Here is a 16,023-nt window from a genome sequence, read left to right as displayed (position 1 = left end):
GGATCAGCAAGGCGGATCCTTCTCCGACATGCTGATCGATGTCGGCGGAGCGGGCCTCGATCACGCCGCCCTACACAAACCGCGAGACCAAAAGGGAGGACGCACTCGTGGGCGACTGGATACGTCGCTTCCATCCCGCACCCAACGCTGGAAGCCGTCTGCTCTGCTTTCCACACGCAGGAGGTTCGGCCAGCGTCTACCACGCGCTCTCGGCCGCCGTCGCCGGCAACATAGAGCCGCTAATCGTGCAGTACCCAGGCCGCCAGGAGCGGCTCGGAGAGCCATTTGCCGAGCGAGCCGAGGAGGTGGCCGCAGCCGTGCTCGCCGCGCTTCCGGCGCCTGTCGATGGAACGCCGACGATCCTGTTCGGGCATAGCATGGGCGCGCTCTTGGCATTCGAGACCGCGCGACGCCTGGCGGCCGAGGGACGAGCGCCGGCCGCCCTGTTCGTCTCCGGTCGGCGCGGCCCCTCGCTACCGCAGTGGCCCGTGAGGAGGAAGCCAGTGAGCGAGATGTCCGACGCCGAACTCATCGAAAAGATAAAACAATTGTCCGGGACGGCCGGCGAACTGCTGTCCTCCCCCGACTTCCTGCCCCTCTTCCTTCCGCCAGTACGCGCCGACTACCGGATCGTGGACAACTACGTCTACCGGAGCGCGCCCCGGCTCGACTGCCCTGTGACGGTCCTGGCCGGTGACAAAGACCCAGGTGTCACAGTCGAGGGCGGACGGGCCTGGGAGAGCGAAACACGGGCTGCTTTCTCCTTTCACTTGTTGGCAGGGGGCCACTTCTTCCTCGACGATCACCTGCCGTACCTCGCCGACCTCATCGCCTCAGTGCTGCCGGAACGGAACGCTGGACAGCGCGCCTGCTCCACGTCCAGGTCCGATCGCGCGGACTCCCGCAAGGGTTCGACCAGATCCACAACCGCTCGGACCGCCGCTACGGACGGTGGAGTCTGAAGGCATGCGTAGTTACCTACTGCCGCAGCAGGCAGTTTGACCTGTTGTGATGTGACGCGCTGTCCCAGTGCTGTGCCGGGCGGCGCGTGGCCGCCACCCTGTCCGAACGGCCGAACGAGTACGTGTACGCGACATCGGCGATGACGAAGACAGGCGGCTGCTTCGGATCATCCGCCGGGGAACCGGGTCGGTAGTGACCTGGCGGTATGCCCAGATGGTCGTGCTGTCCGCCCAGGGCATGCCGGTGGCGAAGATCGCCGAGGTCACCTTCACCAGCGCGGAGCGGATCCGGGATGTGATTCCACAATTCAACGCCGACGGCCTCGACTCGCTGTATCCGAAGTACAAGGGCGGCCAGCCCAAGACCTTCACCCTGCCCGAGAGCCGCGAGATCAAGAAGATCGCGAAGTCCAAGCCGCCCGAACACGACCTGCCTTTTTCGACTTGGAGCCTGACTAAACTGGCGGACTTCCTGGTCGCAGAGGGGATGCTCGACGACATCAGCCATGAGGGCCTGTGCATCTGCTCCGCAGCGCCGACGCGAGCGCACCCCTCAGAGCTGACGCCCCAGGCGGTTACCGGGCAAACGTTGCCTGCTACGGCAGCAGCTATCCGGACCACGCAGTCATAGCAAAATCCCATACCGATCACTACATTCCGAGACGATCACTAAACCTGCACCTCAGATCCTCTCCGGATCCCGAAGCTCCCCCTGAAACCCAGCTCAGAGCTGCTCCACACCACAGCAAAAAATCCTGAAACGATCACTAAATTCCCAGGTCAGCGCATCATCCATCTAGTGATCGTTAGCGGATTTGTCACAGTGGCGGGATGCTTGCATCTGCCGATCAGAGGGCCCTGGACTTGCTGGACGCCCATCTGGAGGCGCTGTGGGACGCGACGGGCGACGCGCTTTCGCCGGATCCGTTCAGCCTCGCGGCGGGAGAAGGGGGCGAGCTCGTCCATTGGACCCTGGACCGGCTCCGGAGCGTGCCGCGCGAGCCGAAGGACGCCTTCTCCCGTGAAGTCGGCGGCCTGCTCGCAGAGTTCCGCTCCCGTCGCAGCCCCTGGAACGCGGCGGCGCTGCGGCTGCTGTACGACACGTACACCTTCGTGTCAACCGGCCCTCGACGGCGCGAGGCCTGGGCGCACGACGTCCACGCCGTGTTTCACCGGACGGTCACCGATCCCCGCGGCTGGGTCCGGCTGGACCGGGACCGCGCCAACCCCGCGCGCCGGACGGTGCCCGCCCACCCCTTCGCCCCGCTGGACCCAGCGAATCTTCCGGCCCACCTGTACCCCCTGGAGGCAAAGTCGGCGGTCACCGCGCTGGCCATCATGGCCGAGGAATGGCAGGCGGAGCCGGCCCCCGTCCGCTTCCGCCCGGACCGGGACACCCTGTTGGCGGATGCCCGGTGCCTGCTCGAGCGGTACGGGCCCGGTGCGCGCTACTGGACCAACGCGACGGCCGCCGCATCCGATCCGGCCCCGGACTTTCTCGCGTCGGGCCTCCAGAACACCACGTCCCACTGCTTCCACACCTGCGAGTACATCGCCGGCCTCGACATATTCGAAGACCTGGGCGTGATCGCGGTGAACGAGGAAGAGGTAGGCGTCTTCTGGTCCTTCGGGGCGTACTGAGACCATCACGCTGCTGCGACGCGGCAGCTTGCTCATGACCGGCGGAGCGATCGCGGGCCTGTGCGACGACAAAGGTGGCAGGGCGCAAAGCCCGGTGGCGGCGGCTTCAACCGGCGCATGATCAACGGAAAGCAGAACGAAGGAGGCGACAGAACTCTCGGTTGCTTCTACCTGTACAACCGCCCGAACCCAGACCGCCAGGTCAGGCTGAATTGCCGAGAGGCCGCCGTGCTTCAGCCCACAGCCGCTCGAACTCCTCCGCTGAGATCTCGGCCGCCTGCGGCTGGTTCCGCCAGCCGTCCACGGGGTCTTCAGCGAGAACTCCGTACTACCGTTCATAGCGGCCCATCGCTGCGAGATCGGCATGATCATGCAAGTGCAGAACTTCTTCCAGAGAGGCTGCCGTCACCGGTCGCGAGTCCCGCCCCCGGACCTCAACGTGTCGCGCCGCCGTCCCAGCCCTCGGCATCGGCCTCAAAATACGGCCACAGATCTTCGTCCTCGTAGTAGGTACGGAACCAGGTCGCCATGCCGCCATCCTGGCCCACGACCTTGACCAAAGAGACAGGGGCACCGCCCCAGCGCGCTGGTCAGGCCGACGTGAGAGGGCACGAGGCACGTCGCGGAGCGGCGTTGCTCGAGACACCTCCAAGCCGGTGGCCAGCCGGTTCGTATGCTGACCGCATGGGCGTATGCATGGAGGTCCTGATCGTCGACCGGGCCCATCTGGAGTCGGTGCCGGTGGGACAGCGGGAGGACCTGGTCGAGGAGGCCGCGTTCGGCCCGGACGGGGCGTACGACTACAACCTCCCGCCGGGGTGGACATGGCCCGACCCCACGCAGGCCCGGCGGTGGGCGCGCTACGAGTTCCTCGACACCATGCCGGTCCAGGAAGGACAGGCGGTTCAGGCTGTGACGAATCAGGACGCGGTGCACGGTCGAGGCGTGCAGGCCCAGGATCGGTCCGATGCAGGCCGGGCCCAGCTTGCGGTCCTGCCGAAGACGGCACACGCGGGCCTCGATCGCCCCCGGCGTGCGGTGCGGTGTCGTGCGCGGACGGCTGGATCGGCCGTGCAGTCCTTGCTCGCCTTCGGTCCGCCAGCGGCGCATCCACTTGTGAGCGGTGACACGGGAGATGCCCATCTCGGCGGCGACATGCGCGACGGGACGTCCGGTGCGGACACGTTCGACAAGCAGCCGCCTGCCGTGAACGGTCAGCCGGGCATTACGGTGGGACACGAAGACCTCCGTGCGGTGCAGTCCTAGACAGCTCCACCACACCGGAGGTCTTCGCCATGATCAAGCCCGGCCAGTGTTAACAACGCTCGTGATCAATACAACTAGCGCCGGCGGGAGCGCTGCCCTGCTACTGAGGGCGGCGTCCGGTGACGTCCCCGCCCAGGTCGTCGGGCAGGGCGATGCGGGCGGTGATGCGTTTACCGACCGGCTCCCGCTGGACCTCGAAACCCTGCGCGATGGCCATGACGATCTCCAGGCCATGCTGCCCGACTCGGCCCGCGTCGGCGGCCCGGGCCACCGGCAGGACGGGGTCGCTGTCCCACACGACCACTTCCACCAGGTCCCCGGCGACGCGCAGCTCCATCAGCACCGGCCCTGGGGCGTACTTGCGGGCGTTGTGACCAGCTCGCTGACCACCAGCTGGGTCAGTTCCATCGCACGCGGACACCGGCAGGCCGGGCTCGGCCTGGACGCGGGTGAGGAAGTCAACGCGCGGTGCCCTTCGCCACCGGCCGGTGGCGAAGGGCACCATGGTTCACCCGGGCTCCCAGGCCGCCGCGATCATGCCGCAGCCGTACGGTCTCCCTTCGGGGTGTTCATGAGCCAGCAACCGCCCCCGGCCGGTGCCCAGTGGACACCGTCCAGCGCGGCCACGGCTCTTTCCAGGACCTCGTCGGCGCTTCCGGGCCACGCCTCGAAGCCGCCATCGCTGAGCTCTCCGACGATCATGAAGCCGTCCCGCACCAGATGGGTGAGGACCTCGATCGCGACGGCCCTGAAGTCGCTCCGCGACCGCTCGGCCGCTTCGCGTGCGAGCCCGATCAGCCTGTCCACGGGTACCCAGTCGCCGAGCCCCTCCACGAGGAGCTCACGCACGATGACGTCCCTATTCATCCGGACTCCTATTCATCGGGAAGGTGTACCTTCATGCCCTTCCCCCCGACGGGGAAGATGTCGATCGTCTCCCCGCCGGACCTCGACGAAGTACGCCACTGGATGACCGTGCCGTCCGCCAGCTTGTACACCTCGGGGATCTTGGGCCCGCGTGCGGGCAGGCGCTCCGCGCCAGCGGTCCACTTCTCGAACGCCTTGCGCATGTCGGCGACGCTGGACATCTCACGGACGTGTGACTGCTTGCCCTTCGGGAGGGCGTCGAACTCCGACTTCCACACGCCGCAGCCGTTGGCGTTGTGGACGAGCAGCGGGGTGGTGCCCGCTACCACGTAGTACGTGTGCAGGTCCGCGACGGTGAGGTTGTGGACCGTCCGGTCCTGCGCCGTCCACGCGGACACCGCGCTGACCGGTACGTGCGTCCCCGCGCTCGTGCGCAGCCACATGCCCGGCCGCAGGTCGCCCGCGGTGCCCCACACCCCGAGGTCCTCGATCCAGAAGGGGTGCCCTTCGGTCGCGGTGACCGAGGAGGTGCCGTCGTCCGTGCGCGCCTCGGCCGTGACGAGTTCCTTGTCGCCGTGACCGGTGATGAGGGCCGTGACGGGCTCGGACTGTGTGCGCCCGCTCTCCGGGTCGGTGGCGAGCACCTCATCGCCCACGCGCACCCGCTCGATGGGCAGGTGCGTGCCGTCCGCCATCAGTACGGGGGTGCCGGCCGGGAAGCTGTTGCAGGGGACGGCTCCCTCGCCCTTGCGAGCCTTCTTGACGTCCTCTGCCGTCAGAAGCTTGCCGCCGGCCCTGAGCCAGTGCAATACGGAGAGGCCGCCCAGCGCCCGCTCCTTGGCGCTGAGCTTGTCACCGGTGGCCAGGTCCTTGCCGACGACGGCCTCGACGACGCCCTTGCCGTCGCCGATGCCCGGCAACAGGTCCAGCAGGAGGGACATCCGGCGCTGCTGCTCGGCGTCGTCCAGGCCCGAGGATCCGGTGCCCCAGGTGTCACCGATGTGGGAGAAGTCGAAGTCGATGTCCGGTATCTCGCGCAACTTCTGCGCGCCCTTCTTGATCCCGGGTACGTGCTTGTTCGCCTCCTTGACGCCCTGGTTCGCCTGTGCGATGCCCGCGTTCATCTCCTTCATGCCCTTGTTGGCCTTGGAGATGCCCTTGTTCGCCTGTGCCAGGCCCTTGTTGACCTCCGCGACGCCCTCGTTCATGGTCCGCAGTCCGCGGTCCATCTGGGCGAAGCCTTCGTTCATCTGGTCGAAGGCCGCGTTGAGCTCGGCGAGGTCCTTCTCGAAGTCGAAGATGGGCTTGGCCGCGGGGTACTTGGGTGGTGTGTAGTCCGGGTAGTAGTCGCCCAGCGCGATGGTGAGGATGGTGACGGCGAGGAGCGAGTCGCTCTGCGTCCCCAGCAGGTCGGTCGCCCTGCCGAGGTTCTTGCCGACCTTGTCCAAGTGCGGTTTGGCGCTCTGGAGGGTCTTGACCGCCTGTTCCAGCAGCTTCAACTGTTTTTGCGGGTCGGGTTCCTTGGCCGGGTCCAGCAGGTCCTGCGGCTTGAGTGCGTGCAGCGCCTTCAGGTCCTTGTCCAGCGCAGCGAAGCCGGCACCGTGGTCCTTCATGGCGTCCTGTGTGATGAACAGGAACAGACCCACTCCGATGCCCAGTTTCACGGCGTTTCCCGCGAACTCCTTGTAGCAGCGGGGCCGTTCCAGCAGTGGCAGGCCGTCACAGTTCGCGTACTGACGCACCTTGGCGACGATGGTCGCCAACCGTTCCACGCTGTTGTCGCTGGCGGACGTGGCCGCTGCGGCACTGCCCATGGATCCTGCGAAGAGGACGGACAACGCGACGATGAACGTCGCGAGCCTCGATCTGAGATTGTTGTACATGACTTCCTTGGTCAGGGCCCGGCGGGTCCCCCGGCCGGCCCCTGCTCCCCGTGACGCTCTCGGTAGGGAGAGCCGTCTTGTTACTGGCGCGTAGCCATATGGTCCGGAGCACCTTAACGCATCCCCTCAAACGGCTTGCGGCCCGGCCCTCGCCACCGGCGGCGACGGGGCGCCGAGCCAGGGGTCCGCCCGGTCCGATGCCGTTGCGGGCCGTCGCGCGGCTACCGGCGGGAAATGCCCGACGGGGCCTGCCGGTTGAGCGCGGCGACATCGTCGGTCCTGCCCGTCGCCGCCCCCGATCACCGAGACGACGGCTGTCCGTCGCCCCCCTCAACGGCGGGACTCCAGGGCCGTGGCGCGCTCACGGTGCCGGCCGCCGCCCTCTCCCGGAGGCGCGTCGTCGTCGCTGCCGCACGGACGATCACGACGTTCACGGGTACGGAGAGCGGACGGCGGATCCACCCTCGCCCCGGTGGCCCGAATATCGCCGGCCGCCCGGAAAAACCCGCGCGAAGCAAGATCACCGCATAGAGGTAATGCCACGGGCCACGGTAGGGCTCTCATGATCGGGTATACCCACCCGCTCGCCGAGGACCGCCATGCAGCAACGGCGAAGCGCAGATCCCCGTCCCTAGCACCAAGCGCTTCGATGTCGCCGCCGCCCTGCGGCGGCTGGCCGCCGACCTCTCCCGCCGTACACCGGCCGTGGAGACCCGCCCGCGCCGCCCAGGCCGGGCAGCGCCTGGAGGTGGTGTGCCGGCGGCTGCGGAACGAGCCGGACGCCGCCGCCCACGTCGACAAGATCGCCGACGGGCCGGGCCGCGGACCGCTGACCGAAGGCCAGATGGACCTCGACGGCGCGCTCGTCTTCGCCTGCCTGCTGTACCTGACAGGTCACCAGGAATCCGTCCAGTTCTGGTGGTAGCTCGCTGCCGGCGCCGGCAGCCGGGCGGCCGCCTGCTGTCTGCACCTGCACCACCTGGCACTCGGCGAGACCCGCGCAGCGTGGCACTGGTTCCACGAGCTCACCCACTCCATGGCCGACACCACCCCGCCAGACGCCGCCTTCCTCGAGGGCCTGGAAATCGTCGCCCGGTACGTACGCCACAACGGATCCCGCGCACTCGCTCCCAGCGGTCGCCTGGATCCGACTCTGCCGGGCCAAGCTGTGAAAAGGCCGGCCTCGGTGCCCTATACGGGCCAGAACTGGAGGACGTGTTCCTCTACCTCGTGGGCAGCGGTGAGGAGGCGGCCCTTCCAGTGGAAGGGCGGCTCGAGCCCGGGCCTGTTGAACAGGTCATCCGGCGGCGGGTCCTGGAACATGTCGTCGGGATCGGTTCCCGTCGTGAAACTGGCCGGGGTGTCGGTGGCGGTGCAGGTGAAGGTCTCGGTGTGCCTCCATTGCCCCGGCAGCGGATCGGGCTCCTCGTCGTAGACGAGGAAGCTGATCTTGACCGGCTCCCACTCGCTCGACCCTGCGGTGATAGTCAGGCAGCTGTTGCTGTTCGTGGCGGTGATGCGGGTGTCGGAGGTCATGGAGGGCAGGGCGATGCCCTCGGGTTCTCCCATGTCCACGACGTAGAAGGCGTGGTTCAGTGTGGCCATTCCGGTGTACTCGTTCACCGGCGGGATCTCTGGCATGGGCGTTGCTTTCTCTCTCACGGCGGCAGGCCCCTCGCGCCGCGGGGCGTGAGGGGCCTGCCGGTGCCTCGAGCTGTCGGAGCTGGTCCAGCACCACGACCGGTTCCTGCGGCTGCTTGACCGATTCTGGATAGCCGAGGACTCGGGCCTCTCCTTCGAGGAGCTGGAGGGCCTGCTGGTGAACGGAACGCGTCCGGTGACACTGAGAGATCGCATCGAGCGGCACGTCTTCCGCAACCCCGGGGACTGGTCCACTGAAGACCTTTTCGACAACCTCGGGGTGTTCGAGGCCGGGGACGCCCGGCTCGCCCGCTTCCTTGAAGGCCTGGTATCAGCGGACGTCCTCCTTGACGAGCACCTCCAGGAGAAAACCGTCGGCACCATCAACGATCATCTCCGGACTTCCGGGGTTGAGTTGAGAGTGACCGGCAACGATGGCGGCTATCCCGTGTTCACCGTGGTGGCACCCGGCGGCCGAAGAACATCATCTTTGCCTCGCTCACCAAGCCCGACATCCGCTTCCGGTCCTCGGTGGACAACGACATCGAGATCGTCGGAGGCAACCCGGACGACACCCTCGTCTACGACCGTGAGGTCCCCATCGAGGGCCTGCGCTGGCGTGATCTGCACGCCTGGTGGCAGGACGGCCGGGAGATCAGCAGTGAGACCGAGGCCAGAGGAGCCCTGTACCAACGACTCCTCAAGAGCCTGCCGGACAACTCGGAGGGCCAGAAGAACCTCTTCATCGCCTACCACCAGATCCTCGGCCCCTCCTCTGGGGACCCGGCTCTCCTGCCCGAAGTGTGGCTGCACTGGGACCCACAGGACCGTCAAGGAGCGCGGTCCCGAGGCGTTGCTGCGCTCCCGCATGGATTTTCTCCTGCTGCTGCCTCACGGACAGCGCGTCGTCCTGGAGGTCGACGGATCCCAGCACTACACCCGCGACCGCGGCCGCACGCCGGATACGGGCAAGTACGCGGACATGGTCGCCGCTGACCGAGATCTCAAGCTCAGGGGGTACGAAGTGTTCCGCTTCGGCCACGACGAACTGCGGCATCTCGATGCCGCCCAGGCCCTTCTGCGGCAGTTCCTCCCGGACATGTTCCGCCGCTTCAAGGTGAGCAACTGACGCCCTCGGAGTCGGTGCAGGATGCTCCGCACAGGCCAGCGCGCCAGACCGATACTGCCGGGCTCCTCAGGCCAGAGGCAACTGGCCGAGTGGCCGGCCCCGATCGGTCTGCGCCTCCAGCTGAGCGGCCACGTCCGGGCCCCGTGTGAAGACGGGACCGTCCCAGTAGGCCGGAACCGCCACAGGCGTCAGGCACACCGCGGTGCCGTGGACGCGTGCGGCGTCGAAGAGTGCCTGCAGCATCTGCACGCCGGCCAGGTCGAGCGCACCGAGACGGGCATGCCACGTCTGGGTCTCCGTGTCGTACGAGGCGATCGGGCGGAGCCTGTCGAGTTGCTCGCCCGTCACTGACGACAACCGGCCCCACGGTCGATGTATCCAGTCTCGTTGTCGGACACGAGACAGGTCCGGTAGGGCCCCAGGTTCTGTCCACTGCGATCCCAGACCACGCTGCTGGCCAGGAATGGCGCACCGACGTCATCCACGTGGACGGTCCCCGTCGTTTCTCCCGATCTCACCTGGACGGCCAGCCTCCACCGGCACTGGCGTCGGGTCAGGGCCAGGACTTCATACACGACCGATTCGCCCTCGCCGAGTTCGTAGAAGTTCTTCGAGAAATAGGGCCTGGGGTCGAGGGAACCGTCTTTGAGGACAGCCTTCGCGTCATGCTTTCCGTGATCCAGGTCGACAGCAAGCGACTGGATCTCTCCTCCGCCCTCCAGACCATGCTGCATGATCCCGGCGGTCGGAGCAGGAACGCACTCGACGCTATCCGCCTTCATGCCTTCGATCAGAGTCGGCTCCCCCCTGGCACCGCGCAGCACCAGACGGATACGAAGAGAGAAGCCACTCTCACTGACGCGCACACCCCCAAAGGAACGTGCAAGGTGCTCTGCCCCCTCAACGTCGAGAAAGTCGAGAGACTTGATCTTGCGGACCCGATCGGGCTTCAGGTTGCTGTCGAAGACCCACGTCGCGCCATCCAGATCCGGATCCCATGACGCTTGCGCGCTGGTATGGAGGAGGGGGGAAGCTGCCTCCTGCACGTAACTCTGCAACGGCGAAATCAGCAGGAAGACCAGACCAACCGCCATGCCACCGATAAAGCCGTTACTCCTCAGTGACGCCCTGGAGCGGGCCGCCGCCGAGGCCGCGCCCCGACCTGCACGGCGTACGCCCGCACTCCCGCGTACACGCAGGGAGCGCCGTCCCCGCACCGCGTCCCCGTCGGTGCTGTCGTGACCCGACACCGCTGTTTCCCCCTCCGACAGGTGCTTTGCCTCGATCCTGCCTGCACAGGGCATCCGTCATCGTCCGGTGACCGAAGATGACGAAGGGGGGCGATTCATGCGACACAACAGACTGGACGACGACCGAACAATCTCGCGCGGTTTCCACACGAATCCTCGCCACCCACCGACGCGGCGCCGACTCCAGCACGAGCAACGCAAGACACTGATTTGCCCGTTCGGCGCCCTGTTCGGGCCGACCCTATTGATCGTCCGGTCCCAGGGCACCGGCCACCCGCCTCCCAGACCGCCGCTCTGCCCGCCGGCCGTAACCCCGCGTCCCTCGCGAACACCTGCTCGCTCAGCTCTCGGTAGCGCCTCGCTCCTCGGAGACGAGGGAGTCCGCGGCAGTCGGTCAGCGTCGACGTGACCGGTGTTCCCGTTGCCACTGCCTCAGCGTGGCAGCCATCTTCACGGTCTCGGGATGCGAAGGGGGAAACAGCCGCCGGCGATCGGCAACGACCGTCTCCAGCAGACCGATCCCTTCCGCACGACGGCCGGCCTTCCAGTACGCGTTGGCGAGATGAGCCCGGCTGGAGACGGTGCTGGGGTGCTGGGGCCCGTGGAGGCGCGTCCAGTCGGCCACGTTGGGCTCCAGCAGAGTGATGGCCTCCCGGCTGCGTTCGTCCTCCAGGTAGCAGGCGGCAAGGCTGCCCCGTGCGGCGAGGGTCTCCGGGTGATCGGGCCCCAGTTGGCGCTCGCGGTCGGCGATGACCCGCTCCATCAGGCGGATCGCCTCGTGGGTGCGCCTGGCGAGTTGGTAGGACTGGGCGAGGACGTACCGAACGGTGAGCGTGTTGGGGTCGTCGGCGCGACCGCGGCCCTTGTTGATGCGCTCCAGCATCTGGATCGCCTCGTCGGTGCGGCCCACATGCCAGTAGCAAGGAGCGAGATTCACCAGGGAGTTCTCGAAGTCAGGGTGGCCGGTGCCGAGATGCCGCTCACGGTCCGCGGCGGCCTGCTCCAGCACGGCGAGGGCCTCGCTGATGCGACCGGCCTGCTGGTAGGAGACGCCCAGGTTGGCCCGGGCGATGAGAGTGGCCCGGTGCCGGCTGCCGAGCTCCTGCTCACAGTCGGCGAGGCCGCGTTCCTGAAGGGCGATGGCGTCCTTGACGCGGCCTGCCGCCCCATAGGCGGAGGCCAGGTTGTTGCGGGCCAGCAGGGTGTGACGGTCCCCCTGCCCCAGACGCCGTCCGGCCTGTTCGGTCAGATCCTCCCAGTAGACGAACGCCGTGGTGAAGGCGCCCGCGTCCAGCAGGCTCTTGCCGGTACGCCACAGCAGCAGGCGCGCATCCTCGTCGGCCCACACGGTGTCCTCGGCGCATGCCGCCAAGGCACTGGTGTTGGAGCGCAGCACGGCAGCGAGGTCCGGATCGGTCTGGTCCAGCTCCGGCCACAACTCCTCCAGCCCTTCCGCGGTCGCACGCACGGTCGCGGACACATCTCGGCCGGGCACCGTCTCGCGCGCGGCCCGGGCGGTCAGTGCGTGCAGCCGCACCGCGCGCGGGCCATGCGCCGAGTCGTCGGTGATCAGCCCGTAGCGGTGCAGCAGACGCAGCACGGCGCGTGCCTGTTCCGGACCGGTCGTGGGTCGTCGCCACAGCAGGCGCCGACGCGGTTCGCGATGGGCGCGCAGATAACGCAGCACTGCTCCGCAGCGCCACAAGTCGCGAGGATGGCCTGCGGGGTCGAGGTGAGCTATCAGGCGTAGCGCGGGCACCGCGAGCCCGACCGGCTCAGCTCCCTGAGCGGCATCCAGGGACAGCAGCAGCGCCGCGGCGACCTGCCGCCCGTGCCCGTCCCTGCCCGCGCCGGCGGGCAGCACTTCGTCGAGCAGCCGGTGACGATCCTGGAACAGCCGCAGGTACTGCCCGCACCCCACATCCTCATTGATCATGTAGGCCGCGGCGTGCGACAGCGCCAAGGGCAGCAACCCCAACGTGGTCGCGAGTTCGGCCTGCGTACCGTCCCGCAAGTGGTCGGCTCCCGCCTTTGTCAGCCGGCCCTCCAGATAGGCGACGGCCTCTGCCGAGGTGTAGCCCTCGACTTCCACCTTCGCGCGGCCGTCGAACAGCTCGGCGTCCCTGCGGCGGGTGGTGGCCAGCACACGGCCACGGCCCTGCAAGGAAGCCGGCGGCCACCAGCCCGCGAGCGCCTCGGGGTCGCCCACGTCGTCGAGTACGACCAGCCAACGGCGCTGGGTACCGGCCAGCCAGTTCAGAAACGCCCGAGCGTCGGCTTCGGCGTCCTGCCCGTCCGCACCGCGTGCCTCCACCCGGCGGGCGGCAGCGGCGTATTCGGCGACCACCTGGCCGGGGTAGGCCGCGTTCACCCATACCACCAGGTCGGTGCCACCGTCGAGCGCCTCCCAGGCCAGCTTGGCGGCAAGCTGGGACTTGCCTACTCCGCCACCACCGCGCAGCACCTGGGTGAGAACCACCGTGGCGTGCCGGTTTCGCTCCCTCTCGATGCGTTCCCGAACCTCGGCACGTTCCTGGAAGGGCAGTGCTGTCGTCGGCGGGCTCCCCACCACCTGCGGCCATTGAAGCGGCTCGGAGGGGGCCTGCATTATGTTGACGACACCCGAGACGGCCCAAGCGTTGGGGCCCTTGGCGCTGGCATTCCCGGTACGACGTACCGAGGCCCCCCGGCCTGGCCCGGGACCCCGCAGACCGGTCACCGCGGTGGCGCCGTCCGTCGCCAGGGCATCTCCCGTCTGCTCCGCCACAGCGGACGGCTCGCCGGATCGCGCGTCGGGCGGGACGGCGGGCTGCTCGCACCGCGGTCGTCCCTTGCCCACCGCCTTGCCGCCCCGCTTGCGTTTACGGCCGCCAGTGCCACGCCCCATGTCTTTCCCCCCTCGCGCCCGTCCTCCGCCCGGCCTACTCGCCGAAGTCGACCCCGGTGCTGGCACGGCTGCCCTCACCCCGTGCCACGGCGTCGCCGGTCCGCTCGGCCCGTGCCGATCCACCCGGTGCACCGGCCGGTCGACGCACACCGGTGGAGGCGATACCGCCGTCCTCGACCTCTGCCCGCCCCGTCGCCACCGCGACGCTCAGGTCCCGGGAGCGCCGCGCGGATCCGGATCCGTCCGTCGCCCGTTGGAACAGAGCCCACACCAACGCCGCCACGCCAGTGGCCGCCTGCACGGACGCACCGGTCAGCTGCCCCGCGTCCGGACTGCCCAGCAGCCACACCAGCGGCGTTGAGACGATGACGAGCACGGCAACGGTCAGCACCGCTGTTGTCCAACTCCTCGACATGACATCCCCCTCGTACGGCGACCCGCCGGCCGCCATGTGAAGCCCAGAACTACCAGAACCGCCGATCCGGCCGCGCCACTTTCCCAAAAACCACTTCCCCGACAGGCGGCATCATTTACGGCACCACGCGTCACACCAGGTGATGCGCCACAACCGGCGGGAGCCGACGCTGGCGCGGGAGACGAAGCCGGCGATGCGGGCCCACATCTGTGGCCGAAGCACACGCGGATGGGTCCGGGAGCGTTGAGGCCCCCGGCAGAGATCAGCGGCCGGTCGAGCCGTCGATGAGTTCCCGGAGGACGTCCGCGTGCCCCGCGTGACGGCCGGTCTCCTCGATCATGTGGGCGAGTGCCCGACGGAGGCTGGAGCCGGGGCGTCCTCGCAACGTTCGAGGGACCGGCCTGCCCGGATCGGCGCACCCGTCGAGCACTTACTGGCCTGCGGCATTGACGGAGGCCTGCGAGCGGATCACAGCGACACCTCGCCCGGCAGTAGCTGGGCCCGCACGATTTTGGACCGTACGTCCTCTGAGATGGAGCAACTGACCGTCGCGCCCAGGAGGCGGGCGTACTTCAGGCCCCTTCCCTCTTCACCGTTGATGGCGGCCTTGCTGAGCGGGACATCCGGGCGCGGGTCTTGCACGTCGATCAGCAGTGCCTCGTCCTCGGTCACGGCCAGTCGTACGGTCATTCGCGCGAGAGCCGCGTCGGCGGGCCGGGCGTACACGGTGGCCTTGTACGCGAGCCGGGACAGCACCTCGATCGCCGTGGCGATGTCACCGGGCCACCTCAGTAGGGTCAGCCGCATGCGGGCGTCGCCCCGGAGTCGGCGCAGGCTCGCCGGGGTCATGGCGTAGGGCTGGGACCATAGAGACGTCAATAGAACATGACGCCGTTGGTGTCGGCCTTCCATCCGGAAGGGCACGGAGCTGTCCGGGCGGTACGGCGTCTGAGCTGGGGGTTTCCCATGCCAGGGTGCGAATTTTCGCGAGAGTTGCGGGGCTAGCCCTCGCGTACCGCAAGGTGCGGCATGACGCGGACGGACCGCGTCTCACCCGGCCTTGGAGTTCAACGTGAACGGTCTCGACACCCGCACCGCTGTACTGCTGCTGGCGGGCGCCGGTGGCACGTACATCGCCTTTCTGCACCCTGCTGTCGGAGCCGCGCTTCTTGTGGGGCTGGCGGTGGTCGGCCTGCTCCACACCCTGCTGCGGTGATCCTTTCCAGCAACCGATGAGTTATCGGGCCTCGGTCACGTCCTGCCCGTAGCTCAAACCACTGACGCTCATGAGGGTCTCCGTCAAGATGCCCCCGAGGTCCACGCCGGACGTGGATGGGGGCAACGGATCTGCGACCGCGGCGTTGGCGGTGGAGACCGTGAAGCCGAGGGTCGCAACCGTGAAAGTGAGAGCTGCAAAGGCGCGCTTTGTCTTGGTCATGCATGACCAACGACGCGGGGCGCTGACGGCAACGCCCGGTTACGGGTCCGCCCGAGGACAGCGCGGACGGATGCCAATCCGTGTGCGTCATGGGACACCCTGCGCCGCTGAAGCAGCCTGGTGGCTTTGTACACGAGTTGCGGTTCTGGCTCACTTTCCGTGGAGGGTTGACTGACCGTAATGTCGACCTCCTATGACCAGCAGTGAGAGGCTGACGTGAGCCAGTACTACGACTTGGGCGACCGAACCCTGTGGAACCCGTCCAACGGGGCGTCCCGGCTGTTCATGAGCCAGGTCACCGTCTATCAAGCCGAAGTGGGGCTGCCGTCCGGCATCGGCCCCATGGAAGCTGATGAGTGTCAGATCGACCCCATCGCATTCGCAACGTTTGTCGACGCCTTGCTCGCCTGGCATAGCAAAACCAGGCACGCCGTCATGGCCACACTGTCCGAAGGGTTCGTTGCCACGGTGCTGGCCTTGGCTGAGATAGCGAACATCGAGGTGAGCTGGCAGGCGGCCAAGCGCGCCGAAAGCCACTATCTCAAGACGGCTTCGGATCCCCATGCAAAGGAGTGGACAGCCGCACTACAGCAGAAGTCGCGGGAGCTCGTCCGGCACATGGTGCCCTGAGCCTCATCCGCCAG

General features: G+C 67.9%; 15 protein-coding genes and 5 pseudogenes. 8 read left to right on the top strand and 12 right to left on the bottom strand.

What is annotated here, in order from left to right:
* The first annotated feature begins 38 nt into the window (after positions 1 to 38).
* The 3 genes and pseudogenes from BJ965_RS38480 to BJ965_RS38470 all read left to right on the top strand — a co-directional run bounded on the left by BJ965_RS38480 (position 39) and on the right by BJ965_RS38470 (position 2,603).
* Positions 39 to 962, top strand: coding sequence for a thioesterase II family protein (locus BJ965_RS38480; protein WP_184916510.1), 924 nt, complete (start codon positions 39 to 41; stop codon positions 960 to 962).
* Between the two features lie 70 nt (positions 963 to 1,032).
* Positions 1,033 to 1,479: pseudogene (locus BJ965_RS38475) on the top strand (helix-turn-helix domain-containing protein); the annotation flags it as partial.
* Between the two features lie 314 nt (positions 1,480 to 1,793).
* Positions 1,794 to 2,603, top strand: coding sequence for a hypothetical protein (locus BJ965_RS38470; protein ID WP_184916506.1), 810 nt, complete (start codon positions 1,794 to 1,796; stop codon positions 2,601 to 2,603).
* A gap of 882 nt (positions 2,604 to 3,485) precedes the next feature.
* On the opposite strand, the pseudogene BJ965_RS38460 reads toward BJ965_RS38470, so the two are convergent.
* The 4 genes and pseudogenes from BJ965_RS38460 to BJ965_RS38445 form a co-directional block, all read right to left on the bottom strand.
* Positions 3,486 to 3,842 (bottom strand): annotated as a pseudogene (locus tag BJ965_RS38460) (leucine zipper domain-containing protein); the annotation flags it as partial.
* Positions 3,843 to 3,969: 127 nt separating this feature from the next.
* A pseudogene (locus BJ965_RS38455) lies at positions 3,970 to 4,374 on the bottom strand (ATP-binding protein).
* A gap of 29 nt (positions 4,375 to 4,403) precedes the next feature.
* The gene (locus BJ965_RS38450) at positions 4,404 to 4,736 is read right to left on the bottom strand and encodes a hypothetical protein (protein ID WP_184916502.1); all 333 of its coding nucleotides are present in this window, start codon (positions 4,734 to 4,736) and stop codon (positions 4,404 to 4,406) included.
* Positions 4,737 to 4,744: 8 nt separating this feature from the next.
* On the bottom strand, positions 4,745 to 6,619 hold the full coding sequence (locus tag BJ965_RS38445) for a polymorphic toxin-type HINT domain-containing protein (RefSeq protein WP_184916499.1): 1,875 nt from the start codon (positions 6,617 to 6,619) through the stop codon (positions 4,745 to 4,747).
* A gap of 649 nt (positions 6,620 to 7,268) precedes the next feature.
* Between BJ965_RS38445 and BJ965_RS39765 the strand changes: the two genes are divergently transcribed.
* A complete protein-coding gene (locus BJ965_RS39765) occupies positions 7,269 to 7,544 on the top strand; it encodes a hypothetical protein (RefSeq protein WP_246546270.1) in 276 nt (91 codons plus the stop codon).
* A gap of 266 nt (positions 7,545 to 7,810) precedes the next feature.
* Here the strand turns inward: BJ965_RS39765 and BJ965_RS38435 are convergent, their stop codons facing one another.
* A complete protein-coding gene (locus tag BJ965_RS38435) occupies positions 7,811 to 8,260 on the bottom strand; it encodes a hypothetical protein (RefSeq protein WP_184916496.1) in 450 nt (149 codons plus the stop codon).
* 178 nt (positions 8,261 to 8,438) lie between these two features.
* Between BJ965_RS38435 and BJ965_RS40575 the strand changes: the two are divergent.
* Positions 8,439 to 8,675, top strand: a pseudogene (locus tag BJ965_RS40575) (AbiJ-related protein); the annotation flags it as partial.
* Positions 8,676 to 8,701: 26 nt separating this feature from the next.
* Here BJ965_RS40575 and BJ965_RS39760 read toward each other — a convergent pair.
* On the bottom strand, positions 8,702 to 9,130 hold the full coding sequence (locus BJ965_RS39760) for a hypothetical protein (protein ID WP_246546269.1): 429 nt from the start codon (positions 9,128 to 9,130) through the stop codon (positions 8,702 to 8,704).
* Between BJ965_RS39760 and BJ965_RS39755 the strand changes: the two genes are divergently transcribed.
* Complete coding sequence (locus BJ965_RS39755) at positions 9,129 to 9,389, top strand: hypothetical protein (protein WP_246546268.1); 261 nt, start codon at positions 9,129 to 9,131, stop codon at positions 9,387 to 9,389. The two genes, BJ965_RS39760 and BJ965_RS39755, sit on opposite strands and share 2 nt — an antisense overlap.
* Before the next feature lie 66 nt (positions 9,390 to 9,455).
* Here the strand turns inward: BJ965_RS39755 and BJ965_RS38425 are convergent, their stop codons facing one another.
* The 6 genes and pseudogenes from BJ965_RS38425 to BJ965_RS38400 form a co-directional block, all read right to left on the bottom strand.
* Positions 9,456 to 9,746 carry a hypothetical protein gene (locus tag BJ965_RS38425; RefSeq protein ID WP_184916490.1) on the bottom strand — a complete coding sequence of 97 codons (291 nt, stop codon included), beginning with the start codon at positions 9,744 to 9,746 and terminating at the stop codon, positions 9,456 to 9,458.
* The gene (locus BJ965_RS38420) at positions 9,734 to 10,483 is read right to left on the bottom strand and encodes a hypothetical protein (protein ID WP_184916487.1); all 750 of its coding nucleotides are present in this window, start codon (positions 10,481 to 10,483) and stop codon (positions 9,734 to 9,736) included. Before BJ965_RS38420 ends, BJ965_RS38425 begins: the two co-directional genes overlap by 13 nt.
* A 550-nt stretch (positions 10,484 to 11,033) precedes the next feature.
* The gene (locus tag BJ965_RS38415) at positions 11,034 to 13,247 is read right to left on the bottom strand and encodes a tetratricopeptide repeat protein (protein ID WP_246546267.1); all 2,214 of its coding nucleotides are present in this window, start codon (positions 13,245 to 13,247) and stop codon (positions 11,034 to 11,036) included.
* 313 nt (positions 13,248 to 13,560) lie between these two features.
* Positions 13,561 to 13,941 carry a hypothetical protein gene (locus BJ965_RS38410; RefSeq protein ID WP_184916480.1) on the bottom strand — a complete coding sequence of 127 codons (381 nt, stop codon included), beginning with the start codon at positions 13,939 to 13,941 and terminating at the stop codon, positions 13,561 to 13,563.
* A 262-nt stretch (positions 13,942 to 14,203) separates the two neighbouring features.
* A pseudogene (locus tag BJ965_RS38405) lies at positions 14,204 to 14,371 on the bottom strand (mycothiol transferase); the annotation flags it as partial.
* A gap of 38 nt (positions 14,372 to 14,409) precedes the next feature.
* The gene (locus tag BJ965_RS38400) at positions 14,410 to 14,790 is read right to left on the bottom strand and encodes a hypothetical protein (RefSeq protein ID WP_184916474.1); all 381 of its coding nucleotides are present in this window, start codon (positions 14,788 to 14,790) and stop codon (positions 14,410 to 14,412) included.
* Positions 14,791 to 15,013: 223 nt separating this feature from the next.
* Between BJ965_RS38400 and BJ965_RS38395 the strand changes: the two genes are divergently transcribed.
* The gene (locus tag BJ965_RS38395; protein WP_014677538.1) at positions 15,014 to 15,157 is read left to right on the top strand and encodes a hypothetical protein; all 144 of its coding nucleotides are present in this window, start codon (positions 15,014 to 15,016) and stop codon (positions 15,155 to 15,157) included.
* A gap of 438 nt (positions 15,158 to 15,595) precedes the next feature.
* Positions 15,596 to 16,009, top strand: a complete 414-nt coding sequence (locus BJ965_RS38390; protein ID WP_313667687.1) for a DUF6086 family protein — start codon at positions 15,596 to 15,598, stop codon at positions 16,007 to 16,009.
* Positions 16,010 to 16,023: the final 14 nt, after the last annotated feature.

This window comes from Streptomyces luteogriseus (genome assembly GCF_014205055.1).
Taxonomy (GTDB): domain Bacteria; phylum Actinomycetota; class Actinomycetes; order Streptomycetales; family Streptomycetaceae; genus Streptomyces; species Streptomyces luteogriseus.
The sequence above is the reverse complement of the archived record's forward strand: the minus strand, read 5'-3'. Positions and strand labels throughout refer to the sequence as shown.

Coding starts and splice junctions, on each gene's coding strand:
- BJ965_RS38420 (WP_184916487.1), bottom strand. CDS start 10,483: ATGGCGGTTGGTCTGGTCTTCCTGCTGATTTCGCCGTTGCAGAGTTAC.
- BJ965_RS39755 (WP_246546268.1), top strand. CDS start 9,129: ATGGATTTTCTCCTGCTGCTGCCTCACGGACAGCGCGTCGTCCTGGAG.
- BJ965_RS38480 (WP_184916510.1), top strand. CDS start 39: ATGTCGGCGGAGCGGGCCTCGATCACGCCGCCCTACACAAACCGCGAG.
- BJ965_RS38450 (WP_184916502.1), bottom strand. CDS start 4,736: ATGAATAGGGACGTCATCGTGCGTGAGCTCCTCGTGGAGGGGCTCGGC.
- BJ965_RS38400 (WP_184916474.1), bottom strand. CDS start 14,790: ATGACCCCGGCGAGCCTGCGCCGACTCCGGGGCGACGCCCGCATGCGG.
- BJ965_RS39765 (WP_246546270.1), top strand. CDS start 7,269: ATGTCGCCGCCGCCCTGCGGCGGCTGGCCGCCGACCTCTCCCGCCGTA.
- BJ965_RS38470 (WP_184916506.1), top strand. CDS start 1,794: ATGCTTGCATCTGCCGATCAGAGGGCCCTGGACTTGCTGGACGCCCAT.
- BJ965_RS39760 (WP_246546269.1), bottom strand. CDS start 9,130: ATGCGGGAGCGCAGCAACGCCTCGGGACCGCGCTCCTTGACGGTCCTG.
- BJ965_RS38410 (WP_184916480.1), bottom strand. CDS start 13,941: ATGTCGAGGAGTTGGACAACAGCGGTGCTGACCGTTGCCGTGCTCGTC.
- BJ965_RS38435 (WP_184916496.1), bottom strand. CDS start 8,260: ATGCCAGAGATCCCGCCGGTGAACGAGTACACCGGAATGGCCACACTG.
- BJ965_RS38445 (WP_184916499.1), bottom strand. CDS start 6,619: ATGTACAACAATCTCAGATCGAGGCTCGCGACGTTCATCGTCGCGTTG.
- BJ965_RS38415 (WP_246546267.1), bottom strand. CDS start 13,247: ATGCAGGCCCCCTCCGAGCCGCTTCAATGGCCGCAGGTGGTGGGGAGC.